This window comes from Rathayibacter sp. PhB151 (genome assembly GCF_004366415.1).
Taxonomy (GTDB): Bacteria; Actinomycetota; Actinomycetes; order Actinomycetales; family Microbacteriaceae; genus Rathayibacter; species Rathayibacter festucae.
Genome location: NZ_SOEN01000006.1, coordinates 778933 through 805691 on the forward strand (window position 1 = coordinate 778933; position 26759 = coordinate 805691).

A 26759-nucleotide genomic window follows, 5' to 3' on the forward strand; every position below is an offset into this window, starting at 1 on the left:
CCTCAGGTGGCGCTGCGCTTCCCGGAGGAGGCCAGCTCACCCGGCCCGGCGGTGTTCTCGGGGGCGGTGCCGAGTGCGGCGGGGCGCTGGCCGTTCTCGGACGCGGTGCCGGTCAGGGCCGGGCCGCGCCGGAAGGACTCGCCGCGGCGCTGGTTGCCGCGGTTGGCGGTGACCCGCTCCCGCGAGATGCGGATGTTGTAGAGGATGAAGGCGAGCGCGATGAACGCGAGGAAGACGCCGAGACCGGTGATCGCGATCGGGATGATCGGGTTCGACCCCTCCTGCTCGACGGCCGCACCCTGGTCGGTGGTCTGCAGCGTGACGCGGAGCTCGGGGGCGACGCCCTGGGCGTCCTGCTGCGCGGTGATGTAGTTCTGGAAGATCTGGGTCGCGGTCTGCGAGATGAGGACGGCGCGGGCCGGGTCCGTCGACTCGCCGACGATCGAGAGGATCGGGAGGCTGAAGCGGCCCGGGTTCTGCTCGGAGCCGGCCGGCTGCGTGGTGCGGCGCACGGCGCTGAGGGCCTCGGTCGGCGCGAAGCCGCCGATGGCCTGCTCGACCTGGGTGCGGATCTCGGAGCCGCTGACGATGTACGCGTAGATGACCGCGGTGTTCGTCAGGTCGTTCTGCTGGGCCTCGGAGGTGCCCTCCTGCAGCGCCTGACCGGGCTCGACGGCCTGGAGCGGGTTCCGCGAGCCACCGCCGAGCAGGATCGTGGTGTCGGAGCGGTAGGCCGACTCGGCGCGCGAGACGATCTCACCGTCCTTCACGGTGTAACCGGCGACCATGGCGGCCAGGACGGCGACCACGAGGCCGACCGCGAGGAGCCATTTGTAGCTCCAGAGCACTCGAAGGTAAAGGGGGACGGACATCTCGGTCTCGACTTCCAGACGGCGAGGTGTGGGACCTCGGGGCGACGCGCCGCGTGCTCGGAGGTCGCATTGCTGCTGCAATCGTTGGAGCAACGCCTCCGTCCATCACGGCGGTGATGGCGGAACGGGTTTTGCGGCTGTCGAGGTGACGACGGAGCCTGGTGCGAAGGGCGGTTTCGGAGCGGTGCGGTGCTGCTTTCGCACCGGCCTTCGGGCATGCCTCGATGGGGCCGGAACGAGCACAGAACCGGGACCCCACGAGTGCGGTGCCCCGACACACTCATTGTGACCATAACCCACGGCATGCGGATGCCGGAAGTATTGCGGCTGTGTTAAGTCTGCGGGAGCGACGACTCGCCGAGCCGGGAGTGGACTTGCGTTCCTCTCAGGTGGTCGAGGATGGTGGCTATCGTTCATTCCTGAGCGCGCCGCCCTCACGACAGGAGACGCATGGATGATGAGCACCAGTGCTCCACCACTGCCGCAGGCCCACCCGACCATCGAGACGACCCCGAGCACGACCGCACCGACCGCGACGCCCGTCCGCTGACGAGCGTCGCCTCCGGCGTGCCCGCCGGGGCTCCGCTGTCGATCCTGTACTCGTTCCCGCACGGCATCGGCTCGCCGGGAATCGGCTGGACCGCGCTGCAGCAGGTCCGCTCGCTCGTCGCCGCGGGGCACCGCGTCACCGTCGTCGCCGCCTCGATCACCGAGTCGCTCGGCCCGGTCGCCCGCGCCGTGACGACCCTCACGGTCGGCGGCGTCCGCCTGCCGCACCGTCTCTTCGGCCGCAGCCGCTCGATCGCCCACCACGACCGCGTCACCGCGCGGATCCTCGCCGAGGGCGACTACGACGTCGTGCACGGCTGGCCGTGGGGCTCGGCCCGCACCTTCGACGAGGCCGCCCGCCAGGGCGTGCCCGCGGTCCGCGAGGCCCCGAACACGCACACCGCGCACGCCTTCGAGGTCGTCGCCGAGGAGTACGAGCGCCTGGGCATCACGCCCCCGGTCGGCTCGCCGCACACCTACAACGCGGTGCGCCTGCGCCGCGAGGAGCGCGAGTGGGCATCCGCGACCGCGATCCTCGTGCCGTCCGCCTCGGTGGAGCAGACCTTCCTCGAGAAGGGCTTCTCGCCGCGCAAGCTCCTCCGCCACCGCTACGGCGCCCTGGTCGACACGACCCGCAGCTTCGATCCCGACCCGCGCGACGAGCCGGACCACGTCTTCACCGCGGTCTTCGTCGGCCGGATCGAGCCGCGCAAGGGCCTGCTCTACGCGCTGCAGGCCTGGCAGCAGTCGAAGGCGAGCAGCACCGGCCGCTTCCTGATCTACGGCGACTTCACCCCGGGCTACCAGGAGCGCCTCGCCGGACTGCTCGAGCAGCCGAGCGTCGAGCTGCGCGGCTTCACGGGCGACGTCGCCGGGGTCTTCGCGAGCGCCGACGTGCTGATCCTGCCGACCATCGAGGAGGGCAGCGCCCTGGTCACCTCGGAGGCGCAGGCCGCCGGCTGCGTGCCGCTGGTCTCCTCCGCCGCCGGCGCCAACCTCGAGGACGGCGTGCAGGGGCTCGTGCACGAGCCGCGCGACGTCGAGACGCTCACCGCGCAGATCGACCTGCTCTCCTCCGACCGCGCCCTGCTCGCGCGGATGCGCCGGGCCGCACTCGACAACCGCGGCAACCTGACCTGGGAGCGCGCGAGCATCGACCTCGTCGCCGCCTACCGCGCCGCGATGGTGCTCGTCCGCGAGGACCTGGCCGGCACGGGCTCCGCGGGCACGGGCTCAGCCGCCGCGGGCTCAGCCGCCGCGGGCCCAGCGGGCACGGGCTCCGCCGCCGACTCCGACGATCGCTCCGACCAGCCGAGGACAGACACGCCGTGAATCCCTCCGTCCTCACCCCGGGTGACGTCTCGATCATCCTGTGCACCCGCGAGCGGCCCGACATGCTGCGGGAGGCCCTCGCGGCGATCGCCGCCGGGACCGACCCTGCGGTCGAGGTGATCGTCGTCGACTCCGCGTCGACCGACTCCCGCACCCGCGAGGTCGCCCTCGCCGCGGGCGTGCGCTACGTGCGCACCGACACCAAGGGCCTCTCGATCGCGCGGAACCTCGGGCTCGACTCGAGCGACCGGCCGATCGTGGTCTACACGGACGACGACTGCTCGCCGACGCCCGGCTGGATCGAGGCGCTGCTGCGCGCGTTCGAGGAGGAGCGGGTCACCGTGGCGACCGGGCGGATGCTCGACCACACCCTCGTCGACACCGACGTGCCGCCGACCGACCGCATCGTCTACCGCAGCGCCGTCCGCGGCCTCGACGCGGGCCACGGCGCCGTGATGGCCTTCCGCCGCGACGTGCTGCAGACGCTCGGCGCCTTCGACGACACCCTCGGGGCGGGCCGCTACCTCGCCGGCGCCGAGGACCTCGACATCTTCTGCCGCGCCCTCGCCGCGGGCGGTACCGCCGTCTTCGTGCCCGACAGCGTCGTGCTGCACGTCAACACCCGCAACCCCGTCGCCTACCGCCGCCTGATGCGCGGCTACGGGCTCGGGCTCGGCGCGCTCGTCGGCAAGTGGTGGCGCCTGTCGCCCAAGGTCGGCGCGCGGCTCACCGCGACCCTCGCCGTCCGCAGCGGCCGGCGCCTGGTGCGCTCGGCCAAGCGACGCGGCCGCGGCGCGAAGGACGAGCTCGCGATGGTCGAGGGGATCCTCCGCGGCTACCTGCGCTCGCGCCACCTCCGCCTCTCCGGCTCGACCTTCGTCGACGAGTACCCGCCGACGCCGATCCGCCTGCCTGCGACCTCCGCGCCGTCCGGCACGGCGCAGGCGGACCCGGCCCCCGCCGGCACCCCGAGCTGACCGCTCCCCTCCTCCGCCTCCGACCAGGGAGCACCGCCATGACCCGACCCCCTCGCCGCACCGGGCGACCGCACGCCGAGCCGCTGCGCACGCTCGACGAGAAGTTCGTCTCGAACGCCGTCGTCTACGAGGTCGCCCGGCCGACCGGCTCGATGATCGTCGACGGCGCCCCGTTCCGCCGCGCGGACGGCTCGCTCGACCGCGACCTGGTCTACTCGGCCTGGGAGGCGTTCATCCGCACCTCCCCCTCGGTGCGGCAGCGGCTCGCCCGCGCGCCGCTCGGGCTGTTCACGCCGTCCTGGGTGTCGGTCGACGAGATCGACGTCCGCGACCACGTGCGCTTCCACCCGGGCGTCGTCGAGTGGGACCCGCGGCACGTCGAGCTGCTCACCGGCGCCTTCAACGGGCCGATGGACCCGAAGGGCCCGCTCTGGGACATCCTCGTCATCGAGCTCTCGACCGGGCAGCTCGGCTTCGCGGTGCGCATCCACCACGCGCTCGGCGACGGGATGTTCGGGCTGGTGCTGATCCAGGCGTTCACCTCGGGCGAGCCGGTCGAGTTCCCGGCGTACAGCCGCGCGCCGATGCGTTTCCCGGACGACCCGCGGCCGCCCCGCGGACCGTTCTCGCTGACCCTCGCCGCCCGCCGCCAGATCGCGTCGACCCACGCGTCGCTCGCGGACGAGTGGACCGAGTGGAAGCGCAAGCCGCTGAAGAAGCGGATCACCCGCGTCGGCGGCCGCAACATCCGCTCCGCCCGCGACTGGTGGATCCGCCGCTCGGGACTGCTCGAGCGCAGCATCAAGCCGCGCGACGCCGCGATCCTCACCGTGGACCTCAAGACCGCGAAGGCGGCGGCCCGCGCGGCCGGCGGCTCGGTCGCCGACCTGACCGTCGCGCTCGCGCTGCACGCCTTCGCCGCGCTGCACCCCGAGCGCGCGGAGATCGCGACGCTCGTGCCCGTGTCGCCGCGCCGCGACAAGAACGAGGTCAAGCGCAACCACGTGTCGATGGTGCGCGTCGCCGTCCCGGTGTCGCTCGGCCTCGCGGAGACGGTGGCGAGCGTCCGCGAGCAGGTGCAGCTCGCCGTCGAGACCGGCGAGAGCGGGATCACCCGCGGCCGGAAGGACTGGCAGGGCTACGCGTCCTACCTCCCCGTCTTCCTTCGCCCGCGCTGGTTCGGCGGGGCCGAGCTGGCCTCGATGACCCTCTGGCCGGTGACCGAGCCGGACGACGAGGCCGCGGTCTTCGCGAGCTCCTTCACCAAGCGGCTCGACATCGCGATCTCGGTGCGCTCGGACCTCGACGCCGACCGCTTCATCGGCTCCATCGCCGCCTCGCTGACCGAGATCGGCGCGCCGGTGATCGACCCGCTCGCCGAGCAGACCCCCGCCGGATCGCCGGACGACCACGAACCGAACGGAGCCGGCCGATGAGCCAGGGCGGCGGACCGCTGCGCACCCTCACGAAGGTGCGCACCTACCTGCAGGCCGTGCGCCTGCTGCACTTCCACGCGTACAGCCACGCGGACCAGGTGCCGCGGCTCGCCCGCGGGGCCGACGTCTCGTTCGCGCCGAACGTGTCGTTCCGGAACGCCGAGCGGATCACCCTCGGCGCCGGCACCCACATCGGCGAGAACTCGCTGCTCTGGGCCGGCAACAGCACCGGCCGGATCACCCTCGGCGCGAAGTGCCTGCTGGCGCCGAACGTCACGATCACCGCCTCCAACTACGGCATCGTCCAGGGCACGCCGGTGATGGACCAGCCGAAGATCGAGAAGGACATCGTGATCGGCCGGGACGTCTGGCTCGGCGCGAACGTGGTCGTCGTCGCCGGCGTCACCATCGGCGACGGCGCGATCGTCGGTGCGGGGGCCGTGGTCACCAAGGACCTGCCCGCGAACTGCATCGCCGGCGGCGTGCCCGCCAAGGTGATCGGGCAGCGACCGGAGGCCGACCGTGCCTGAGGCCGTGGACACCAGCCTGGCGATCGTCGTCGTCAGCTACAACACCCGCGAGAAGACGCTGGCCTGCCTCGCGTCGATCCCGCTCGGCGATGCGCCGACTCCCCCGCACGTGATCGTGGTCGACAACGGCTCCGAGGACGGCAGCGCGGAGGCGATCCGCGCCGCGCACCCCGAGGCGACCGTCATCGAGGCGGGCGACAACCTCGGCTTCGCCCGCGGCGTGAACCGCGGCGTCGCCGCGGCGACCGAGCGCTTCGTGCTGCTGCTGAACCCCGACACCCTGGTGCTCGAGGGCTCCTTCCGCGCGCTGCTCGAGTTCGCCGTCGCGAACCCGCGCTACGGCGTCTACGGCGGGCGCACCCTCCGGCCCGACGGCTCGGTCGACCCCTCGTCCTGCTGGGGCGCGCCCAGCCTGTGGTCGCTGCTGACCTACGCGACCATGCTCTCCACCGCCTTCCGCGGCAACCCGCTGCTCGACCCGGAGTCGCTCGGCGGCTGGCAGCGCGACAGCGTGCGCGAGGTGCCGATCATCACCGGCTGCCTGCTGCTGATGCCGCGCGAGGAGTACGAGCGGGTCGGCCGGCTCGACGAGCGCTTCTTCCTCTACGGCGAGGACGCCGAGTTCTCGATCCGCGCCCGCCGCGCGGGTCTGCGCCCGGTGATCGTGCCGACCGCCGTGATCGTGCACGACGTCGGCGCCTCCACCCGCGACGCGGCGACCGCCGGGAACTCCGGCCGCAAGATGTGCATGGTGATGGCCGGCAAGGCCACGATGATCCGCCTTTCGTGGAAGCCGCTGCCCGCGCGGATCGGCATCGCGCTGCTCCAGGCCGGGGCGCTCGTGCGCACGGTGCTCGAGACCGCGACCCGCCGCAAGCGCCGCGCGTGGACCGAGGTCTGGCAGCGCCGGGCCGACTGGCGCGTGGGCTACCCGGAGGCCGAGCGCACGCTGTTCGGCCGGGTGCCCGGCACCGGCGCGGCGGAGGTCGCCCGATGATCGCGGGCGGGACCCGCACCCTGCGCGGCCGCCTGCGCACCCGCGTGCGCGGACTGCTCTCCGGTGAGGACGCCCGGAGCCGCCGGCTGCGGATCGAGGCCGAGCCGGCCTTCCGCACCCGCTACGCGAACCCCTACAACGCGCGGCTCTACACGGCGATGACCGCCGAGGGCGTGCTGGTGCGCGACCTCTCCTGGCTGCGCCTGCTCGTCGCGAAGGTCGACGTCGTGCACCTGCACTGGCCGGACCTGACCTTCCTCAGCGGCGTCCGGCGCTACCGGATCGTCGCGCGGCTGGTCTTCTTCTTCGCCTTCCTGCGCGTCGCGCGCCTGCGCGGCACCCGGCTGATCTGGACCGCGCACAACGTCACCTCGCACGAGGAGCGCGGCACCCCGTTCCTGCGCAACTGGTACCGGCGGCTGCTGACCGAGAACCTCGACGCGATCGTCTGCCTCTCGGAGGAGGGCGTGACCGCGATGCGGCGCTCCTACCCCGAGCTGGCGGCGGTGCCCGCCTTCGTCACCCCGCACGGGCACTACCGCCACGACTACGACTTCTCCGCGAGTCGAGCCGAGGCGCGCGCCGAGCTCGGTCTGGACCCGGACGCGCGGCTGGTCGTGTCGGTCGGTCAGATCCGGCCGTACAAGAACGTGCCGACCCTGATCGAGCGCTTCCGCGAGCGCGAGGACGACGGCACGCTGCTCGCGGTCGCCGGCAACCCGGCCCGCGGACCGCTGCGCGGCGTCATCGAGGAGGCGGCGGGCGGCGATGCGCGCATCCGGCTCGAGCTGTCCTTCCTCAGCGACGAGCGGATGGCGCTCTGGCTGCGGGCGAGCGACCTGGTCGTGCTGCCCTACTCGGCGATCCAGAACTCCGGCTCGGCGATCCTCGCGGTCTCGGCCGATCGCCCGGTGCTGGTGCCCGACCTCGGCGCGATGCACGAGCTGGCCGCGCTGGTCGGCCCGGACTGGGTCCGGCTCTACGACGGCGCCTTCGACACCGCCGCCCTCGACGGCGCGCTGGCCTGGCTCGACGAGCGCGCGGTGGCCGCCGACGCCTCCGCGGACCTGTCCGCGCTGGAGTGGGACGCGATCGCGCGCGCGACCATCGACGTCTACCGCCGCGTGCTGCGCGCTCCCCGCCCCCGCTGAGCGGGGGCGGGGCGGGTCTCGATACGCCCCTCCGGGGCTACTCGACCAGCATGCTGCGCTCATGCTGATCGAGTGGCTCGCGCAACGGCCCCGCTCATGCTGACTGCGTGGCTCGCGCAGCGGCCTCGTTCATGCTGACTGCGTGGCTCGCGCAGCGGCCTCGTTCATGCTGATCGAGTAGCCCGCGGAGCGCGGCGTATCGAGATCCACCGTCGTCGGCACCCCCACCCGCAGAATCCGCCCGCTGAAAAATCTCGAAGAGTAGTGCGCCGGAAACCCAGGGCGGCTAGCTTTGGCTCCTGATCCCCTTTGCACTCCTCCGCCGGATGCTCCCCCGCGTCCGACGGTCGTCGGTCACTCCTGCCCGCCGAGCCCGCACGGTCACTCCGCCCCGCCCGCCGCACAGAAACACAGGACCTTCGTGATCCCTCGCTCCACCTCGTCGCGCCGCCCCGCCGGCCGACTGCGCCGCTTCCTCGCGGCCACCGCCGCCGCCGCCGTCGTCACCGCCGGTCTCGTCGGTTCCTCCGCGCTCCCCGCGCAGGCCGCCGAGTCGGCGCAGACCGGCGCCGGCCGCTACGTCGTCACCGTCGACTCGAAGGCCGTCTCGACGACGCTCGCGAGCGCCCTCGGCCTCTCGCTCGACGCGTCCTACGGCGGAGGCGTCTCCGGCTTCACCGCGACCCTGACCGCCCGTCAGCACGCGATCCTCGCCGCCGACAGCCGCGTCCTCGGCCTCTCGCCCGCCGACCAGGTGGTCGAGGGCCAGGCGCAGACCATGCCCTCGCACGTCCTGACCGCGGAGGCCGACAAGGCCCCGGTCACCGCCGGCGACGGCGTCACCAACTGGACCGGACCCGCCGTCGCGGTCATCGACTCCGGCGTGAGCGCGCACCCCGACTACAACCTGGCCAAGCAGGTCAACTGCTTCGGCTCCGGCACCGCCGAGGACGCCAACGGCCACGGCACCGGCGTCTCCGGCTACATGACCGCGCTCGACAACGGCTCCGGCACCGTCGGCATCGCCCCCGGCGCGCCGGTCTACTCGGTCCGCGCGCTCGACGCGAACAACAAGGGCAGCATCTCGACCCTGATGTGCGCGCTCGACTGGGTCTCGCAGAACGCAGCGACCTACAACATCAAGGTCGTCAACATGTCGCTCGCCACCAACGGCGTCGACGACAACAACTGCGGCCGGACCAACGGCGACACCATCCACCAGGCGGTCTGCGACCTCGTCGCGAAGGGCGTGACCGTGGTCTCGGCCGCGGGCAACTCCGCCGCCGACCTGTCGGCCTACATCCCCGCCGCCTACGACGAGGTCCTCGCCGTCACGAACTTCGCGAACTACGACGGCAAGCCGGGCTCGCTCGCGGCCGTCCCGTGCTCGAACGTGACCACCAAGGACGACAACTACACGCTGAACAGCAACTTCGCCTCGCCCGCGGACGCCGGTCACACCATCGCCGCGCCCGGCACCTGCCCCTACACGACCAAGAAGGGCAACACCTACGCGTACATCCAGACCGGCACCAGCATGTCGACGGCCGCCGCCTCCGGTGTCGTCCTCGACTGCCTCGCGGCCGGCGGATCCTGCGTGGGCAAGAGCCCCGCACAGGTCATCGCCCAGGTGATCGCCCAGGCCAAGTCGGCCACCGTCGACCGCGGCCGCACCTTCGCCGGCGACCCGACGCGCCCCGTCTCCGGCCGCTACTACGGCTACGGCGTGAGCACGATCCCGGTGGGCACGGTCGTCACCCCGACGCCGACCGCGACGCCCACGCCGACCGCGACGCCCACCGCGACCGCGACGCCGACCGCCACGCCGACCCCGACCGCGACGCCCACGGCGACCGCGACGCCGAAGCCGACCGCGACGCCCACCGCGACCGCGACGCCGACCCCCACGCCGACCTCCGGCGCCGACACGGTGAAGCCGCAGGCGAAGATCGTCTCGCCTGCCAGCCAGACGACCGTGACCGGCACCGTGACCCTCGTCGCCAACGCGAGCGACAACGTCGCGGTCACGAGCCTCGCCTTCTGGTCCGGCTCGACCAAGCTCGGTGACGGCGTCAAGCAGGCCGACGGCAGCTGGTCGCTCACCGCGAACAGCAAGAACTGGCCGAACGCGACCTACGCCGTGGTCGCCCGGGCCACGGACGCCGCGGGCAACGTGGGCTCCAGCGCCTCGATCACCCTGGTGATCAAGAACTGACCCGCTCCGCCTGACCGGCCCGGCTCCCTCCTCGGGGGGAGCCGGGCCGTTCGCATTCCCGCCGCACTTCCGGCTCGCAGAATCGGACCGGGCTCGCCGGAATCGTCCGATTCCACGAGCCGGACCGCTTTCCACGAGCCGGAGCTCGCTGAAGGGGATGGAGGCCGTTCCACGGGGCGGTCGCGGCGTCAAGGGCGGGCGCTCCGGCGGCGCGGTCCGTAGCGTCGGAGGCGCGCGGTCGACCTCCGTCCGCGCGGAGAGGCAGTCATGAGCGACACCCAGAACGGCCCCGTCATGGACGGCGCCGAGGACGCGAGCAACGACGACAAGCTGAACGGTCTGATCGAGCAGGTCGACCACGACCACGGCGACGAGGGCGCGGGCGCCATGGCCGACGCGCTCCGCGACCGCGCCGACGAGACCGACACCGAGATCACCTCCTCCGACGAGACGGAGACCCGCACCGAGACGGAGTGACGGCGGCGCCGGCAGCGATGCCACCGGCGCGCGAGCATGCTGGTCGAGCAGCCCACAGGGCGTGCATGCTGGTCGAGTAGCCCCGCCAGGGGCGTATCGAGACCCGCCGTCACCAGCAGGGCGGGTCTGCAGACTCAGGTGCAGACGCTGGTGGATCTCGATACGCCGCGCTCCGCGGGCTACTCGATCAGCATGAGGTCGCCCGCCCCTCCGCTGGTCGAGCAGCCACCTCCGACGGCCCTCGCATGCTGGTCGCGCACCGTCCACCCGCCCATCCCCTCCGAGAGGCAGCCGTGCCCGACGCTCTCCTCGTGCCGCTCCTGCTCGCCGCGCTCGTCACCAACGGCCTGGCGGCGGGCTTCTTCTACGCCTTCGCCTGCGCGGTGATGCCGGGCCTGAGCCGGACCGACGACCGCGCCTTCGTCAGCGCGATGACCGCGATCAACGCCGCCGTGCAGAACCCGCTGTTCGCCCTGTCGTTCGCCGGCAGCGGTCTCTCCTCCGCCGCCGCGCTGGTCACCGCGCTCGTCGGCAGCGCCGGTGCCGTGACGACCAGCGCGATCGCGGGGGCCCTCGCCCTCGCCCTCCTCCAGTACGTCATCACCTTCGGGCGCAGCATCCCGCTCAACCTGCGCTTGGACCGCGCCGCCGGCGGTCCGCTCTCCGACGCCCGGCGCGGCTTCGAGCGCGCCTGGGTCCGCGCCAACACCGCGCGCGTGCTCGCCTCGGGTGGTTCGCTCCTCCTGCTCGGGATCGCCCTCGCGACGACCTGACCGCCGCTTCCGCCGATCCGCGAGCCCCTCGACTCCCCGAAGACGGCAGGCTGGTGAGCACCACCCCGATCCAGGAGAGACACCATGACCGCACCTCGCCGCGCCCTGATCCTCGTCGACGTCCAGCTGGAGTACTTCGCCGGGCCGCTCGAGATCCGCTACCCGCCGCACGCGACCTCGCTGCCCGCCATCACCGCCGCGCTCGACGCCGCCACGGCCGCCGGTCTGCCGATCGCCGCCGTCCAGCACAGCAGCGGCGAGGGAGCACCCGTCTTCGCACCGGGCACCCCCGGCTTCGCGCTGCACCCCGAGATCGAAGGCCGCCGCAGTGATGAGTGGAAGTCGATCACCAAGCGGTTCGGCACCGTCTTCGCCGGCACCGACCTGCTCGCCTGGCTGCGCGAGCGCGACGTCGACACGATCACCCTGGTCGGCTACATGACCAACAACTGCATCCTCGCCTCGGCGGCCGAGGCCGAGACGCACGGCGTGAAGGCCGAGGTGCTCTCCGACGCCACCGGCGCCATCGCGATCTCGAACGCGGCGGGCTCCGTCGACGCCGAGACCGTGCACACCACGCTGCTCGCCCTGCTGAACTCGAACTTCGCGGCCGTCGCCGACACCGAGACCTGGACCGACGCCCTCACCTCCGGCGAGCCCCTCCCTCAGAGCGACCTCGGCAGCTCTGCCGTCGCGGGCGCCGCGCTGCCGCCGCGCTGAGACCTCGGTCGACAGGACCTCGCTCAGCGCGACAGGAGGAGCTGCAGAGTCACCCTGCCCGGGTTGAAGGGGCTGGGGTGCTCGCAGTAGACCGTGAACGGGACTCCGCGGGCGTCGCTCTCCGCCCAGTCGACGACCTCGAGGACGTCCCGCGCGCCGGTGATCCGGATCTCGTCGACCATCGTCTCCGTCTCGGCGAAGTAGACGCGGTACACCGGCGTGGTCACTTCGGCGTCCACATCACGGGGATCCACGGAGCTGGTGCGCATCTTCCCCCCTCTCCTCCAGTCCAGCGTCTCAGAAGGCGCCGCGACGGGCGTCCGCGGCGCGTCAGCGGTCCGGCGGGGGCGGGAACGGGCGGGTCGAGCGCGGGGCGGCCGGGGGCAGGGCCGCGCGGGCGCGGTGCAGGGAGACGGCCGTCAGCAGCACGCGGGTGCGGGCCGGAGAGGCGTCGAGCGGGCCGATCAGGGACTCGATGCGGGCGAGGCGGTCGTAGAGGGTCTGCCGGCCGATGCCGAGGGCTGCGGCGGTGGCGGTCTTGCTCCCCCAGTGCGACGCGAACGACTCGAGGGTCGCGAGCAGCTCCGGGCGGCCGCGGCGCAGCGGGCCGAGCACCTCCTCCACCAGAGCATCCGCCTCGGCGTCGTCGCGGAGCGTGCTGGCGAAGCGCTCGAGCCGGTGCAGCCGCGCGTCGACGACGCCGCTCTCGGCGCGGGTCCACTCCCGCGCGCCGCGCACCTCCGCGAGCTCGCGCGGCACCCGCGCCACCGCGTCGGCGCCGCTGCCGACGCAGACCAGCGCGGCCGCCCCGGCAGCGGGCGGCCACTCGCCGAGCAGCAGCGCCCTCGCCCGCTCCCGCGCGGCGGCGTCCGCGAAGGCCAGCAGCGCGAGCAGCTCGCCGCCCGCGACGCAGACCACGCTCGCCGCGTCCGCTGACCCCCGCACCGAGCGGTCGAGCGCGGCGCGGACCGCACGGAGGGTGCGCTCGTCGTCGCCGACGTCCGCCCAGACACCGAGGAAGCACTCCCGCCCGCCGATCCCGAGCCGGCCGAGGAGCGCGTCGATCTGCAGCTCGGCGCTCGGGTCGGGGCGCGCCGCCGGCGCCGTCGCGACCGCGAAGAGCTGGGCGGTGAGCCGCTCGCGCGCGGTCGGCGGCCGCCGCCGGAGCAGGGCGATCGCCAGCACGTCCGGCGCACGGTCGAGCGCCACGGCCACGCCGTGCAGGTCGGCCTCGTCGTGGGCGCGGAGGTAGAGCGTGCCCAGGAGGGAGTCGCCGGCCCGCAGCACCCCGGACGCGGCGCCCGCGGTGCGCGCGGTGTCGACGCCGCGGCCGGGATGGGCGCGCACGATCTCCTCGCCCGCCGGCGAGACGAGCGCGGCACTGGCGCCCGTTGCGCTCGCGACGACCTTCAGCAGCTCGTCGATCCCGGCGTCCGCGGCCGCCGCCTCGCCGAGAAGTCCGGACACTCTGTCCGCCACCCGCAGGCTCCGGAACTTCTGCTCGGTGAGCCGGGTGTTGACGCTCTCGCAGACCTGCACGAACGGCACCCGCCGGGGCAGCGCGAGCACGGCGAGCCCGAGATCGTCGGCCGCGGCGACGAGCGGAGCCGGGACGCTCGGCAGCCGCTCGGACAGCTCGACGGCGAGGGCACCGATCCCCGCTGTGACCAGGGACTCCACGTAGCGGCGGCACTCCTCGGGATCCTGGTTCGAGGAGAGGTTCACCCCCTCCATCAGCAGCAGCTCGCCGCCCAGGAGGAGCGGCGCGACGTCGAGCTGCTCGCTCGCGTGCGCCCAGCGGATCGGCACCCGCGCGGCGGCCTCCCCGCCGGCGACCACGACCGGTCCGGCGGCCGCGAGCAGCGGGTCGAGGAGCGCCTCGGACAGCGGGATCACCATGCAGAACGTCCTCTCGCGTCACGGCGAATTTACACGGCGAGGCGGCCGCCGAAACCGCCTGCCGGGAGGGTGGAGCCCGACCCGCCGCGCTCCTCCACAGCCCGCGCTGCCGCGGCGCCGTCCACCGTTCCCCGCTCCGACTCCCCGCTCCACCTCACGCTTCGAGAGGATCCACCCATGAGCTCCGACACCCTGCACGGCACGACCGACACCGAGGACGCGCTGACCCCGCTCCCCGAGAGCCGTCGCAACGCGCGACTCGACGGCCAGTTCTGGATCTGGGCGGGCGCCAACATCGCCCCGATCAACTGGGTCCTCGGCGCGCTGGGCGTGAACATGGGCCTCGGCCTCTGGGACACGATCACCGTCCTCGTGCTCGGCAACGTCGTCGGCATGGCCGTCTTCGGCTTCTTCGTGCTGCTCGGCCAGCGCACCGGCGCGACCGGGATGCTCGTCGGCCGGGCCGTCTTCGGGCGGCGCGGCAACTACGCACCCGCCGTGATCCAGGCCGTGGTGGTCATCGGCTGGTGCGCGATCAACACCTGGATCGTGCTCGATCTGGTGATCGCGCTGCTCGGCTCCGTCGGCCTCGTCGACCCGGAGGCGGCGAACATCGGCTGGAAGGTCGCGGTCGCCGCGGTGATCATGGCGATCCAGGTCGCGATCTCGTTCCTCGGCTACCGGGCCATCGCCGCCTTCGAGCGCTGGACCGTGCCGCCGACCCTGCTGGTGCTGGCAGTGATGTCGATCGTCGCCTGGTTCTTCCTCGACATCGACTGGTCCTACGCCGGCCCGGCCGAGGGCGCCCTCACCGGCGGCGACCGGATCGCGGCGATGTCGATCGTGATGACCGCGATCGGCATCGGCTGGGGCCTGACCTGGCTCGCCTACGCGGGCGACTACTCCCGCTTCGTCAGCCCCCGCGCCTCGCGCCGGAAGCTCTACTTCGCCAGCGTGCTCGGGCAGTTCGTCCCCGTCGTCTGGCTCGGCGTGCTCGGCGCGACGCTCGCCACGAAGAACGGCTCGGTCGACCCCGGCCAGCTGATCGTGGAGAACTTCGGCGCCCTCGCGATCCCGGTGCTGCTGCTCGTGGTGCACGGGCCGATCGCGACCAACGTGCTCAACATCTACTCCTTCGGGATGGCCACCCAGGCGCTCGACATCCGCCTCGGCCGCCGCGCGCTCAGCCTGATCGTCGGCGTGCTCGCCTTCGCCGCGTCCGTGTTCTTCGTCTTCCAGGACGATCTGGCGACGACGCTGGACGCCTGGCTGGTCGGCCTGGTCGGCTGGGTCGCTCCGTGGGGCGCGATCGTGCTGGTGCACTACACGGTGTTCGAGCCGCGGGTGCGCTCGTTCGGGCACCTCTTCGCGCCGGTCGGCTCGCCACTGCTGCCGGACGTCCGCTGGCGCGCGCTGCTCTCCTTCGCGATCGGCGCGACGCTGACCTGGCTGTTCATGAACGGCTCCGTGCCCGCGCTGCAGGGACCGGCCGCGACCGCGCTCGGCGGCGTCGACGTCTCCTGGCTGGCGGGCGGCGTCTCGGCGGGGCTCGCCTACCTGCTGCTCGGCCGCGGCGACGCCGCGTCCTGGGTGCGGAAGCGCGAGGCCCTGGAGCCGGCCGCGCGCGAGTCCGAGCCCGTCCTCGGGTAGCCGGCCGCGTCACTCCGCCCGCTCCTCTCCTCCCACTCCCCCGCTCCCCCGTTCCTGCCCCACCCTGCTCCCGCTCCACCCTGTTCCCGCACCACCGCATCACGAACGGAACCGCCATGCCCCTCCTCATCACCGACGCCGCCGTCATCACCATGGACTCCGTCTCGGGCGCCGTCCCGATCACGGCGAGCATCCGGATCGTCGACGACGTGATCACGGCGATCGGCCCGGGGCTCGAGCCCGAGCCGGGCGACGAGATCCTCGACGGGCGCGACCGCCTCGTGACGCCGGGCTTCGTCAACGCGCACACCCACTCGTGGGAGTACCTCTACAAGGGGCGCTACGACAACCTGCCGCTCGAGCTGTGGATGCTGCTGTCGTATCCGATCCTCGGCGACAGCCGCGTCGCTCCGGACCTGATCCGGCTGCGCTCGTCGCTGTTCGCGCTCGAGTCGCTGAAGGCGGGCGTCACGACGCTCGTCGACGACGTGCTGGAGAACCCGGACCAGGATGCGGCACAGCTGGCGGCGGTGTTCGACGCCTACGACGAGATCGGGATCCGGGCGAACATCTCCGGCCACGTGATCAGCAAGCCGTTCTTCGAGACCATGCCGTTCCTCGAGGAGTACCTGCCGGCCGAGCTGCTCGACTCGGTCCGCGGGGCGGCCCGGCCGACCACCGAGGGCTACCTCGACTTCAGTCGCACCGCCTTCGCCACCCAGCACGGGCGGGGCGGCGGACGACTGCGCTACATGGTCGCGCCCTCGGCCCCGCAGCGCGTGGGCGCCGACCTGCTCGTCGGGGCGACGGAGCTGGCGCTGGAGCACGATGCGGAGTGCCACATCCACGTCCTCGAGACCAAGACGCAGCTGGTGACCGGGGAGGAGTTCCACGGCTCGACGCTGGTCGAGTACATGGCCGGGATCGGCGCCCTCTCCGCGAACACGACCTTCGCGCACGGGATCTGGCTGACCGACTCCGACATGGCGTCGATCGCGGCGGCGGGCACCTCCGTCTCGCACAACCCGATCTCGAACCTCAAGCTCGGCTCGGGCATCGCGCCGTGGCGGGCGCTGCACGACGCGGGGGTGAACCTCGGGCTCGGCACCGACGGCTGCTCGAGCAGCGACTCCCCGCGGATGCTCGACGTGATCAAGGCCGCGGCGCTGCTGCACAAGGTGACCGATCCGGACCTGTCGTCCTGGCCGACGGTGGCGGAGGTGCTGACCGCGGGCACGATCGGCGGCGCGCGCAGCGCCGTCCTCGGCGACGTCACCGGCAGCATCGAGGTGGGCAAGCAGGCCGACCTCGTGCTCTTCGACCTCGAGACGCTCGCGTTCACCCCGCGCCAGCGCCTGGAGAACCAGCTGGTCTACTCCGAGAACGGCTCGTCGATCGACACCGTGATCGTCGCCGGGCGGGTCGTCGTCGCGGGCGGCGAGTCGACGACCGTGGACGAGGCGGCGCTGCGGGCCGACCTGGCGGCGCAGCTCGGCGACATCGTCGCCCGGCAGGACGCCCTCGACCGCTCCAACGGCGTGCTGACCGAGCCGTTCCACCGGATGTACGAGCGGGCGATGCGCCGCGACGCCCCGATCGACCGCTTCAGCGGGAGGCGCCTGGTCTGACGGCGCCGGGTCCGACAGCACGCATCCTCGGCTCGTGGAACCACCTCCGGCACGCAGAACGTGCGCGGTTCCGCGAGCCGGACGCGATGTCGCGTGCCGGACGGCCCGCGCCACCGCCCGCGGTCACCTCCGGCACGCAGAACCCGCCTCGGCACGCCGGATCCGCCCGTTTCGACGAGCCGGACGCGATGTCGCGAGCCGGACTCGCCCGCGCTGCCGCCCGCAGTCACCTCCGGCACGCAGAACCCGCCTCGGCACGCCGGATCCGGACAGTCCCGCGAGCCCGACGCGGTTCCGCGAGCCGAACGCGTCTTCGCGCTCGGGGCAGCACCCGAGGCCCGCGTCACCCGTCCGGGGCGGGATCGGACGGACCGGCGGCGCGTCGAGCCGGAGTGCGCCCCCTGAACGGGAACCCCCGTCCGGAGGAAGGTTCATTGCGAACAGGCGTTCGAACGCCCCGCCTAGGGTCACAGCAGACGCGCCGGACTCCTCCGGCCGACCTCTCGAGCGACTCCCCCACCGCAGTGCCGCGGTCAGGGCGCGAGCCGCTCCTCCGCCCTCGACGCCCGGAAGGACGCCCGTGCCGACGACCCCCGCGACAGCCCGCCCGCGCCGCTCAGGCGCGCGGCAGGCCGGCGAAGTTCGCGGCGCTGAGCTCCTGCACGGCGGGCAGCTTCGCGAGGATGGCGGCCGAGACGCTGTCGCGGTCGGAGAGGACGCGCTCGAGGGCGTCGCCCACGCGGCCCGCGAGTCCGGCACCCGGCTCGACGCAGAGGTACGGCAGCTCGAACATCGCCATCAGGCCCTCGACCTTGCCCTGGGTGGCGAGCGTGATCGCGGGGACGCCCTTCATCAGGGACATGATCGCCAGGTGCATCCGGCCGGTGACGGTGACGGTCGCGCGCTCGGTGAAGCCGCGCACCTCCGCCGGGGTGAGGACGTCCTCGACGAAGGCGACGCCGGTCGTGTCCGGCAGGGCCGCGTAGACCTTCCGGCAGGCCGCGAGGTCGTCCGGTCCGTGCTTGATGACGTGCGGGAGCAGCACGACCGCGAGGCCGCGGGCGCGCAGGCCGCCGATGATCTCCACGTAGGCGCCGGTCTGGTCGGTGTCGATCAGACCGGAGACGTTGACGATCGCGATGCCGCCGGTCGTGTCCAGCGCGGCGAGCTCGGTGCTCGCGCGGCCCTGGTCGACGGAGCGCGCCGAGAAGACGATGTCCGCCGAGGCCTTCGCGTCCAGGCCGTCGCGGCGGGCGCGCTCGACCGAGAGCGGATCGCGGAGGAAGAGGGTCGTGCCGGCACGGTCCGCGTCGCGGAGCTGCGCGAGGGCACCGGGGTGCGCCTTGCCGTTCCAGCTGAAGCCGAGGACGCGGGTGTCCACGCCGGCCGACGCGGCGCTGCGGGCGACGAGCGCACGGCTGGTCGAGGCGCGGAAGTTGTAGGCGCCGTCCATGATGTCGGCGCCGACGATCGAGACCGACGCGGCGCCGGGCAGCATGGCCCGGAAGCGGCGCAGGTCGCGGACGAAGCTCGGCAGTCCGCCGTAGAGCAGGGTGCCCAGCGAGACGATCTCGACGCGGTCGGCCTGCTCGGCCGGGATGCGGAAGTCGCCCTTGTAGCGGGTGATCACGGTGATCGGCCCGGCCACGTTCTCCAGGAACGCGCCGACCAGCGCGGCGTCGCCGATGTTGCCGGCGCCGGGGGGCGCGATCAGGATCGCGCGACCCTGAGCACCACTGGCCCCGCGGGCCCCGCCGGAGCGGCGGGCGCTGCGCAGGCGCGGAGCGTCGAGGAAGACGCCGCGCGCGCCGAGCGAGAGCACCGCCGGGCTCTTCAGCAGCGGGGCGGTGCGCTTGCGCAGCCCGCCCAGCACCGTCCGGACTCGCGAACCTACTCCGCTCACAGCGATCCCGTTCCCGGCCCCGTCGCGGAGCCGTGCTCATCGATGGCGGAGGCGGCCCGTCGCCGCATCCGTCCGTCAGGGCGCGAGCTGGGCGGCACGTGCATCGGTGGTGCTCGGCCGCCGGGGACGCTCCCGCCGCGCCCAGTGTACGGAGTCGTCCCCCGTTCGCCCGGCGCGCACCGCCGAGGCCCGGTGCGGCCTCCCCTCGTCTTCTCCCTTCTCCTCTCCCAGCCCCGAGTCCCCGCTCACACCTTCCCCGATTGGACACCACGCCCATGACTCGAACGCTCAGCGCGACTCTCGCCGCCCTGCTGGTCGTGATCGCCGCGTTCTTCGCGGCCGCGCCCAGCTTCGCGGCGGCGAACCGCTACGCCTCGCCCAACGGCACGGGAACGGCCTGCTCCGCAGCCGCTCCCTGCGCCCTGACCACCGCCGTCCAGAACGCCGCCGCCGGCGACACCGTGCTGCTCACCGCCGGCACCTACCCGACGACCACCCTCAAGGGCGGGAAGGCGACCGTCGCCGCTCCCGTCGTCGTCCAGCCGGCCCCGGGCGCCTCGCCCGTGCTCGGCTCGACGAAGGTCTACACGCCCAACACCGTGTGGAACGACATCTTCTCCAAGAGCACCTTCTACACCTACGGCTCGGGCATCACGGTGAACCGGATGCACATCGACGGCGCCGGCATCTTCGTGCGCAGCGCGAACGTCGTCGTCCGCGACTCGCTCTTCGAGAACGGCTCGTCGATGGACGGCATCCAGGTCGGCGGCACGGACAACGGGCTGATCGAGAACAACCTGGTCCGGAACTTCGACCAGAACATCGACAACGGCCTGCACGCCGACTGCATCCAGGTCTTCGAGAGCAACGACGTCACCCTCCGCGGCAACACGCTGATGAACTGCTACAACGCGGGCATCATCTTCTCCCCCGGCGGCGGCGACGGCATGACGGACATCACCGTGGAGTCGAACTTCGTCTCCGGCTGCATCGTGATCACCAGCGACTGCCGCGGCGGCTCGTCCGCGGACTTCCGCGAGGCCTCGGCCGACGGCATCTACATCCGCAACAACACCTTCGAGTCGGGCGCACTGCGGGTCGGCGGGGCGAAGAACACGGTCTTCGACCGCAACATCGTCAGCTACCTCTCCTCCTGCACCAGCCCGATGACGAACACCATCGTCGAGAACTGGAACACGAAGCTCTGCAAGACGCCGTCGCTGCTCAACCAGCAGGGCAACGTCCAGGGCGCTCCGGCGCTCGCCTCGGTGGCCACCGGCGACCTGCACGTGCTGTCCGCGACCGGGACCCAGATCGCCGGCTGGGGATCGACCACGTCGGCCCGCACCGACATCGACGGCCAGGTCATGGGCTCCCGCACCGCCGGCGCCGACCAGTTCGGCGGAGTGACCGCTCCGACGCCGACCGCGACGCCGACGGCCACGCCGACCGCGACCGCGACCCCGACGGCCACGCCGACGGCGACGCCGACCGCGACTCCGACGGCCACGCCGACGGCCACCGCCACCCCGACCGCGACCCCGACGCCGACCGCCACACCGACGCCGACCGCGACTCCGACCGCGACCCCGACTCCGACCGCGACTCCCGCGCCGGTCGACCGCACGGCGCCGACCGTCGCGATCGTCTCGCCGGGCTCCGGCTCGTCGGTCACCGGAGTCGTCAGCCTGATGGCGACCGCCGCGGACGACACCGCCGTGACCGGAGTCACGTACTGGGTCGGCACCACCAAGCTGGGCGACGCCGTGAAGGCGTCGGACGGCAACTGGTACCTCACGGTCAACACCGCGGTGTTCCCCAAGGGCACCTACTCGGTGACGGCGAAGGCCGTCGACGCGGCGGGCAACGCCACGACGAGCGCTCCGATCCTCCTGAAGCGGGTCTGACGCCCGGAGTGAGCACCGCGTGAACGTCGAAGGGCCCCTGCGCAGTGCAGGGGCCCTTCGACGTCCGCGGGTGACGGAGTCGCCGTCAGCCGGAGCCGCCGTCAGTCGGAGTCGCCGTCAGTCGGCGAAGATCGCGCCCACCGGCTCGCGCTTCTCGGCCTGGAAGCGGTCCTCGGCGCGGCCGAGTGCCCAGTAGGCCGAGAGCGAGAGCGCCGCGCGCTCGACGCCCCAGTCGTCCTGGAGGATCGCGCGGAGCCGCTTCATCGCCGTCCGCTCACCGTGGGCGAAGACCTCGACGGCGCCGTCCGGGCGGGTCAGCTCCGCGACGGCGGCGGTCAGCGCCTGCCCCGCCTCCTCGTCGCCGCGGTGCAGCCAGCGCACCTCGACGCCCGCGGGGACGGTCAGCGGCAGCTCGTCCTCGGCGCCGTGCACCTCGATGAGCGCGGTGCCGCGGGCCTCGGCGGGCATCGCCTCCAGGGCCGCCGCGATCGCCGGCAGCGCCGACTCGTCGCCGAGCAGGAGGTTCACGGCGTCGGCGCGCGGCGCCCAGGCGCCGCCCGGGGCCGACATCTCGAGGCGGTCGCCGGGGCGAGCGGAGGCGGCCCAGGGTCCGGCCACTCCCTCGTCGCCGTGCAGGACGAAGTCGATCGCGAGGCTGCGCGCCTCGAGGTCGACGGAGCGGATCGTGTAGGTCCGGCGCACCGGGAGCTCCTCGGGGTCGAGGCGGGCGCGCAGGGCGTCGAGGTCGTGCGGCGGCTCGAGCACGACACCGGGCGGGGCGAGCAGCAGCTTGACGTAGCGGTCGGTGGCGGCGAGCCGGTCGGGATCCGCGGCCTCGACGAAGGCGTCGAAGCCCTCGCCACCGAGGTGCACGCGCACGAAGTGCTCGGTGAGCCGCTCGGTGCGCAGCACGGTCAGCACGAGCTGCGGGCGGGACGGGCGGGCGCGGCGCTCGGACGGCGCGGCGGGCGTGGTGGCGTCGGTCATCCCTCCAGCATGCCGCCCGCGCCCGCCCGGCGCGCTCGCTCGGCTCGGGCTCGCAGGAACCTCATGACCCGGCCGCAGTGCCGGCCGGCCGGGGCACCTCCGGCACGCGGAACCGTCTCCGGCACGCGAGAACCGTCGGATCCGACGAGCCGAGCCGCGATTCGCGTGCCGGAGGCGTGAGGGGAGCGGCGCGCTCGGCCGACAGACGGCTCCGGCACGCGAGAACGCCTCCGGCACGCGGAAACCGCCGAATCCGACGAGCCGGACCTCGTTTCGCGAGCCCGAGGTGCGACCGACGCGGAAGTCGGCGCCCGCCGGGCATCTCCGGCACGCGAGAACATCCTCGGCACGCGGAACCCGCCGAATTCGACGAGCCGGACCGCGTTTCACGAGCCCGAGGTGCCGCGGGCGGAGCCAGGGACGCACCGCGAGCGTCGTGTGGCGCGAGGTGGGGGCGCCCCGGCGCGCGACGGCGCGCGGGCGCGGGCGGCCACGCCGTAGCCTCTCCCCCATGGATGCGACCACGACCGTTCCGCGCGCCGCGACCCTCGCGCCCCGGCTGCAGCCGGACCGGGTCCTCGTGCCCGACGTCCTGCGCGGGGTCGCAATCGTGGCGATGCTGATCGCGCACGCGATGCCGCTCCTGCCGAGTCTGCGCGACGGAGCGGCCGGCTTCGCGGCGGGGAACATCAACGACCTCGCGTCGCCGCTGTTCGCCCTGGTGATGGGGATGTCGGCGGCTCTGGTCCTCGCGCGGCCCGGCGCCTCCGGCGGGCGGGTCGTCGTGCAGAACCTGATCCGCGGGGCCGTGCTCGTCGCGCTCGGCGTCTGGCTGGGCGGCTGGGGCAGCTGGATCGCGATCGTGCTGCCGCACCTCGGGCTCACGCTCGCGCTCGGGACGCCGATCCTGCTCCTGCGCAGCCGCCTCGTCGCGATCGTCGCCGCCGTCGTGCTCGTCGCGGGTGCTCCGCTGAACACGCTGGTCGCGGCGTCGGTGGACCCGGCGGTCCTCTACGCGCGGACGCCCGTCGGATACCTGCTGCAGTGGAGCTTCGTCGATCCGCACTACCGGCTGACGAACCTGCTCCCGTTCCTCCTGCTCGGCGCGCTGCTGCTGCGGCACGGCTTCCGGCGCGACCGCCTGCTCGCGGTGCTCGCCGTCGTCGCGGTGCTGGCGTACCCGGTGCGGCCGGCGCTCGAGCGGCTGATCGGCCTCCAATCCGTCTCGGGCAGCCACCCGGACACGCTGCACGATCTCGGCCTGGTGCTCGCCGCCTACGTCGTCGTGGTGCTGCTCGCGACGGTCCGGCGGCGGCCGGCGAGCACGGTGATCGCGGCGGTGCTCACGCCGTTCCGCGCCGTCGGCTCGCTCGCGCTCTCGGTGTACGTGCTGCAGGTGGCGGTCGTCGCCGCCTTCGCGACCCAGGGCCTCGGCTACGTCGCCGACACTCCCGGCGCGGCCCTCCTCCTGGTGCTGGGAGTGTGGGCGGTCGCGGTGCTGTGGTGGCGCTTCGTCGGCATCGGGCCGCTGGAGTGGCTGATCGGCCGGCTGACCCGGCTCGTGCCGGTGCCGCGGCGCTGAGCCACCGGCGTCATCCCGAGCCGCGTCACTCCCACCTCTCTCAGCGGCCGTATCCCGCGTCCCGGAGTGCCTGCTCCGCTGCGGTCGCGACCTCCGCCAGCAGTCTTCTGAGCGCGGCCTCAACCATCGCCCGCACCCGGATCCTCAACCCTTCCGCGATCACCGGGTAGACCTCGCGGAGGAACACGTGCATCAGAAGGCCACCCTGCTCGTCGACGACGATGAAGTCGGCGCCATCGGTGTCAGGGCGTGCGATCTGAACGGAGAAGCCGCGCTCCGCCTGCGCAATCGCAGGCCGGGCGCTCTCGAGGCGCAGAGACGGAGTGTGTTCAGGTCGGCTCCGTCGATAGCCCTCATGCAGACGTCTCGAGGCCCTCTTATTGACCGCTGAGAGCGTGAGTGACGACCGCAGGGGAGTCGAATTCCGGGCGGACTGCACCTCGTCGGACACCAGCCCTGTGAGCCGGTCCGCCACCTCGTCGAGGACCTCGTGCTCCAGCCCGCCGCGGCCCGTGAGGAGGACCTCGAAGGCGGAGAGCTGATCCGCGAGCTCGGGCGTGCGCGCCGTCTCCAGCTCGGCTCGGATCAGGTTGATCGTGTCGATCACGCAGTCGCGGAAGAAGACCGTGAACTGCTCTCCGCGCTTCGCGTCCGCCGCCTCGAGAGCATCGAGGTAGCGCGCCTTCTGGTCGGCGAAGATCACGATCGGTACCCCGTACGCCCGGTAGAGGAAGACGGAGGCGAGAGCGCGCGACACCCGCCCGTTCCCGTCCGGAAAGGGATGGATGCAGACGAAGGCGTAGTGCGCATAGGCCGCTTGGATCACGGCCGGCGCCTCGAGGAACTCCGCCGATCGCAACTCTGCGACGAATCGCTCCATCTCCGGGACGACGTCCGCCGGCGAGGCGTAGCTGTGAATGTGGTTCGACGCGAGGTTCAGCGGGTTGTTCGGATCCTTCTTGTACGCGCCGGTCTGGAGCGGGCGCTCCTGCCAGCCGACCGAGGTGAGGACCCGGTAGGTGTCCTGCGAACGGCAGAGCACCTCGTGCAGCCCTCGGATCCAGTACTCGCTGATCGGGACGTTCGCCGTGGCGGCATCGAGGACGTGCTCGTAGCCGGCGAGCTGGTCCGCGATGACCCGCGCGACCGCCTCGCCCATCTCCTGCGGGATCCGCGCCCACGCGACGGTCGTCGCGGCGACGGTGTACGTGAATCCGCGATCCACCTCGTACAGGTTCTCGATCGCGCCGGTGTCCACCGCCGCCCACTTGTTGGTGATGTCGAGCATCCGGCTCCAGAGCTCAGGTGAGCTCTCCGCACGATCGGCCGTCAGCATCTCGCCGAAGTCGTTCACCAGGTGGACGTCGGCGCGGCGTCCCTCCCACTCCGGGAAGCTCGGGAAGGGCTCGTACGGGTCCGTGATCGGCTCTGTCCCATCGACCATGTCGTCTCCACTCGCTCTGCACAGTCGGCGCGCTCGAGGCGTCGTCTTCTGGATGCGTCAACTCTTCCATCGACTGACCGGGGAGTCGCAACGCTCCGCCCGATCGAGTCCCATCAGCGCCAGGGCACTCGAGCGGGCTCGTCAGCTCTCGACGACCGGCAGCTCGGCGACCGCGACGGCGCCGCCGCTCTCGTCGGTGATCTCGATCGAGGCGACGGAGGCGCGCAGCACGGCCGCGTTCATCGCGCAGTCGAGCTCGGCGGTGCTGCCGAGGAAGGAGCCGGAGGGCAGCCGCACGCCCGTCGCCGTGACGAGGACGACCTCGTAGCTCTCGCCGACGGCGAAGCCGCTGCCGCGCAGGATCGTCTCGGTGCCCCAGGTGTGCGCGACGAGCTCGGCGTCGATGTCGAGGGCCGGGTCCTCGGCGAACGCGATCGGCTCGACGGCGCCGAGCGTGCCCGGTCCGCCCTCTGGCGGTCGGTCGCCGAGCGATTGCAGGGCGAGACCGCCGACGGCGCCGAGCGCGACGCAGGCAGCCGCGGCGGTCACGCCGAGCGCGATCCGGCGACCGCGCGCGGGACGCTTCGGCGCACCCCGCTCCTCCGCATCGCGGGCATCCGGGAGGGCCACCGGCGCCGGGCCGGCGAGCGCCGCGACCCGCGCGCGCAGGTCCGCCGAGGGCTCCGGCTCCTCCCAGCGACCGACCCCGCCCAGCCCGGAGAGCACGGCGCCGAAGGAGGCCAGCTCCTCGTCCACGCTCGGGTCCTCGGCCCGCAGGCGGTCGAGCTCGACGGCCTCACCGGCCGACAGCTCGCCGGCGAGGGCCGCGGCGATCAGCTCCTCGCGACGGCCGCCCTCGTCCGGGCCGCCGCTGCCGGGTCCGCCACTGCCGGGTCCACCGCTGCCGGGTCCGCCGTCGCCGGGTCCGCCACTGCTGGTCACGATCGGTCCTCCGGAGTCGGGTCGGGCGCCGCGAGATGCGTGCGGAGCGCCTTGAGAGCGTAGAACGTGCGGGTCCGGAGCGTCGCGACCGCGACTCCGGTCGCCGCGGAGACCTCGGCGTAGCTCTCGCCGCGGAGGTGGATCGCGACGACGACCTGCCGGTGCTCGGGCGAGAGCCGAGCCAGCGCCTCGACCATCATCAGCGACACGAGGGGATCGACGTCGTCGCCGGGGACGTCGTCGAGCACCTCGGCCGGCACGATCCGCGGCAGCCGCTGCAGGGAGCGGTGCGCGTCGACGATCACGTTGCGGGCGATCGCGAAGAGCCAGGTGCGCGGACTCGCGCGCTCCGCCGAGTAACGCTCGCGCGAGCGCCAGGCGCGCAGGAACGTCTCCTGCACGCAGTCCTCGGCGAGCCCGCGGTCGCGAAGCGCGTTGACGGCGAAGCCGAGCAGGGCGGACCCGTGCTCGTCGAACGCCGCGGTGAGATCGAGGGGCGAGGAGTCGCCGCGCGTGCGATCGAGCGGCGGAGGATCGAGCGGCGGGGCGGCGGGTCCGGCGGCGGGCACGGGCGCCGGGCGCGGGTCGGGCTGCGTCATCGCGGTGCGGTCCCCTCGTCGCCTCGTCGTCGTCGGCCCGGTCGTCTGCAGCCCGATCGTCGTCGGCATCGTCAGCGCCGCGAGTGCCATCGGCGCCTCCTGTCCCGACCGGCCGGGCGGCCCGTCACAGGGGGTACGGAGCGGAGGAGCGAGACGTTCATCCGGGCACTGCGGTCGAGTCTATGAGAA

The 26759-nt window shown here is 73.1% G+C and carries 22 protein-coding genes; 14 read left to right on the forward strand and 8 right to left on the reverse strand.

Annotation, left to right across the window (positions count from 1 at the left end; genetic code table 11):
- Positions 1 to 2: 2 nt before the first annotated feature.
- Positions 3 to 872: a hypothetical protein gene (locus EDF35_RS04375; RefSeq protein WP_133960848.1), complete on the reverse strand. Its 870-nt coding sequence runs from the start codon at positions 870 to 872 to the stop codon at positions 3 to 5.
- Positions 873 to 1322: 450 nt separating this feature from the next.
- Between EDF35_RS04375 and EDF35_RS04380 the strand changes: the two genes are divergently transcribed.
- From EDF35_RS04380 to EDF35_RS04425, 10 genes are all read left to right on the forward strand, one after another.
- Positions 1323 to 2753, forward strand: a complete 1431-nt coding sequence (locus tag EDF35_RS04380; RefSeq protein WP_133960849.1) for a glycosyltransferase family 4 protein — start codon at positions 1323 to 1325, stop codon at positions 2751 to 2753.
- Complete coding sequence (locus EDF35_RS04385; protein ID WP_133960850.1) at positions 2750 to 3730, forward strand: glycosyltransferase family A protein; 981 nt, start codon at positions 2750 to 2752, stop codon at positions 3728 to 3730. The genes EDF35_RS04380 and EDF35_RS04385 overlap by 4 nt, the downstream gene beginning before the upstream one ends.
- 38 nt (positions 3731 to 3768) lie before the next feature.
- Positions 3769 to 5166 (forward strand): wax ester/triacylglycerol synthase domain-containing protein, encoded by a 1398-nt coding sequence (locus EDF35_RS04390; protein ID WP_133960851.1) that lies wholly within the window; start codon positions 3769 to 3771, stop codon positions 5164 to 5166.
- Complete coding sequence (locus EDF35_RS04395) at positions 5163 to 5696, forward strand: acyltransferase (protein WP_133960852.1); 534 nt, start codon at positions 5163 to 5165, stop codon at positions 5694 to 5696. The genes EDF35_RS04390 and EDF35_RS04395 overlap by 4 nt, the downstream gene beginning before the upstream one ends.
- A gap of 4 nt (positions 5697 to 5700) precedes the next feature.
- On the forward strand, positions 5701 to 6693 hold the full coding sequence (locus EDF35_RS04400) for a glycosyltransferase family 2 protein (protein WP_165908977.1): 993 nt from the start codon (positions 5701 to 5703) through the stop codon (positions 6691 to 6693).
- Positions 6690 to 7844, forward strand: coding sequence for a glycosyltransferase (locus tag EDF35_RS04405; RefSeq protein WP_133960854.1), 1155 nt, complete (start codon positions 6690 to 6692; stop codon positions 7842 to 7844). The genes EDF35_RS04400 and EDF35_RS04405 overlap by 4 nt, the downstream gene beginning before the upstream one ends.
- Before the next feature lie 421 nt (positions 7845 to 8265).
- The gene (locus EDF35_RS20650) at positions 8266 to 10059 is read left to right on the forward strand and encodes an Ig-like domain-containing protein (protein WP_166674002.1); all 1794 of its coding nucleotides are present in this window, start codon (positions 8266 to 8268) and stop codon (positions 10057 to 10059) included.
- A 267-nt stretch (positions 10060 to 10326) separates the two neighbouring features.
- Positions 10327 to 10536, forward strand: a complete 210-nt coding sequence (locus EDF35_RS04415) for a hypothetical protein (RefSeq protein ID WP_123705674.1) — start codon at positions 10327 to 10329, stop codon at positions 10534 to 10536.
- A gap of 293 nt (positions 10537 to 10829) precedes the next feature.
- The gene (locus tag EDF35_RS04420; RefSeq protein ID WP_208323006.1) at positions 10830 to 11309 is read left to right on the forward strand and encodes a DUF1772 domain-containing protein; all 480 of its coding nucleotides are present in this window, start codon (positions 10830 to 10832) and stop codon (positions 11307 to 11309) included.
- A gap of 84 nt (positions 11310 to 11393) precedes the next feature.
- Positions 11394 to 12029: an isochorismatase family protein gene (locus EDF35_RS04425; RefSeq protein WP_133960856.1), complete on the forward strand. Its 636-nt coding sequence runs from the start codon at positions 11394 to 11396 to the stop codon at positions 12027 to 12029.
- A gap of 23 nt (positions 12030 to 12052) precedes the next feature.
- On the opposite strand, the gene EDF35_RS04430 is transcribed toward EDF35_RS04425, so the two are convergent.
- Together EDF35_RS04430 and EDF35_RS04435 are read right to left on the reverse strand one after the other, a co-directional pair.
- Positions 12053 to 12298, reverse strand: coding sequence for a hypothetical protein (locus EDF35_RS04430; protein WP_132435113.1), 246 nt, complete (start codon positions 12296 to 12298; stop codon positions 12053 to 12055).
- A 61-nt stretch (positions 12299 to 12359) separates the two neighbouring features.
- Entirely contained in the window at positions 12360 to 13928 is a 1569-nt protein-coding gene (locus EDF35_RS04435; RefSeq protein ID WP_133960857.1) for a PucR family transcriptional regulator, read from the reverse strand.
- A 177-nt stretch (positions 13929 to 14105) separates the two neighbouring features.
- Between EDF35_RS04435 and EDF35_RS04440 the strand changes: the two genes are divergently transcribed.
- Together EDF35_RS04440 and EDF35_RS04445 are read left to right on the forward strand one after the other, a co-directional pair.
- Positions 14106 to 15578 carry a cytosine permease gene (locus EDF35_RS04440; protein ID WP_133960858.1) on the forward strand — a complete coding sequence of 491 codons (1473 nt, stop codon included), beginning with the start codon at positions 14106 to 14108 and terminating at the stop codon, positions 15576 to 15578.
- 116 nt (positions 15579 to 15694) lie between these two features.
- The gene (locus tag EDF35_RS04445) at positions 15695 to 17206 is read left to right on the forward strand and encodes an amidohydrolase (protein WP_133960859.1); all 1512 of its coding nucleotides are present in this window, start codon (positions 15695 to 15697) and stop codon (positions 17204 to 17206) included.
- A gap of 616 nt (positions 17207 to 17822) precedes the next feature.
- Here EDF35_RS04445 and EDF35_RS04450 read toward each other — a convergent pair.
- A complete protein-coding gene (locus EDF35_RS04450; protein ID WP_166674003.1) occupies positions 17823 to 19109 on the reverse strand; it encodes a polysaccharide pyruvyl transferase family protein in 1287 nt (428 codons plus the stop codon).
- 275 nt (positions 19110 to 19384) lie between these two features.
- Between EDF35_RS04450 and EDF35_RS04455 the strand changes: the two genes are divergently transcribed.
- Positions 19385 to 21016, forward strand: coding sequence for an Ig-like domain-containing protein (locus tag EDF35_RS04455; RefSeq protein ID WP_133960861.1), 1632 nt, complete (start codon positions 19385 to 19387; stop codon positions 21014 to 21016).
- A 117-nt stretch (positions 21017 to 21133) separates the two neighbouring features.
- Here the strand turns inward: EDF35_RS04455 and EDF35_RS04460 are convergent, their stop codons facing one another.
- Entirely contained in the window at positions 21134 to 22003 is an 870-nt protein-coding gene (locus EDF35_RS04460; protein ID WP_133960862.1) for a siderophore-interacting protein, read from the reverse strand.
- A 511-nt stretch (positions 22004 to 22514) separates the two neighbouring features.
- On the opposite strand from EDF35_RS04460, the gene EDF35_RS04465 reads away from it, so the two are divergent.
- Positions 22515 to 23585: a DUF418 domain-containing protein gene (locus EDF35_RS04465; RefSeq protein ID WP_133960863.1), complete on the forward strand. Its 1071-nt coding sequence runs from the start codon at positions 22515 to 22517 to the stop codon at positions 23583 to 23585.
- A 40-nt stretch (positions 23586 to 23625) separates the two neighbouring features.
- On the opposite strand, the gene EDF35_RS04470 is transcribed toward EDF35_RS04465, so the two are convergent.
- The 3 genes from EDF35_RS04470 to EDF35_RS04480 all read right to left on the reverse strand — a co-directional run bounded on the left by EDF35_RS04470 (position 23626) and on the right by EDF35_RS04480 (position 26660).
- The gene (locus EDF35_RS04470; protein WP_133960864.1) at positions 23626 to 25029 is read right to left on the reverse strand and encodes a Fic family protein; all 1404 of its coding nucleotides are present in this window, start codon (positions 25027 to 25029) and stop codon (positions 23626 to 23628) included.
- 141 nt (positions 25030 to 25170) lie between these two features.
- Positions 25171 to 25971 (reverse strand): hypothetical protein, encoded by an 801-nt coding sequence (locus EDF35_RS04475; RefSeq protein ID WP_133960865.1) that lies wholly within the window; start codon positions 25969 to 25971, stop codon positions 25171 to 25173.
- Positions 25968 to 26660, reverse strand: coding sequence for a sigma-70 family RNA polymerase sigma factor (locus EDF35_RS04480; protein WP_243839840.1), 693 nt, complete (start codon positions 26658 to 26660; stop codon positions 25968 to 25970). Before EDF35_RS04480 ends, EDF35_RS04475 begins: the two co-directional genes overlap by 4 nt.
- Between the last annotated feature and the right edge of the window lie 99 nt (positions 26661 to 26759).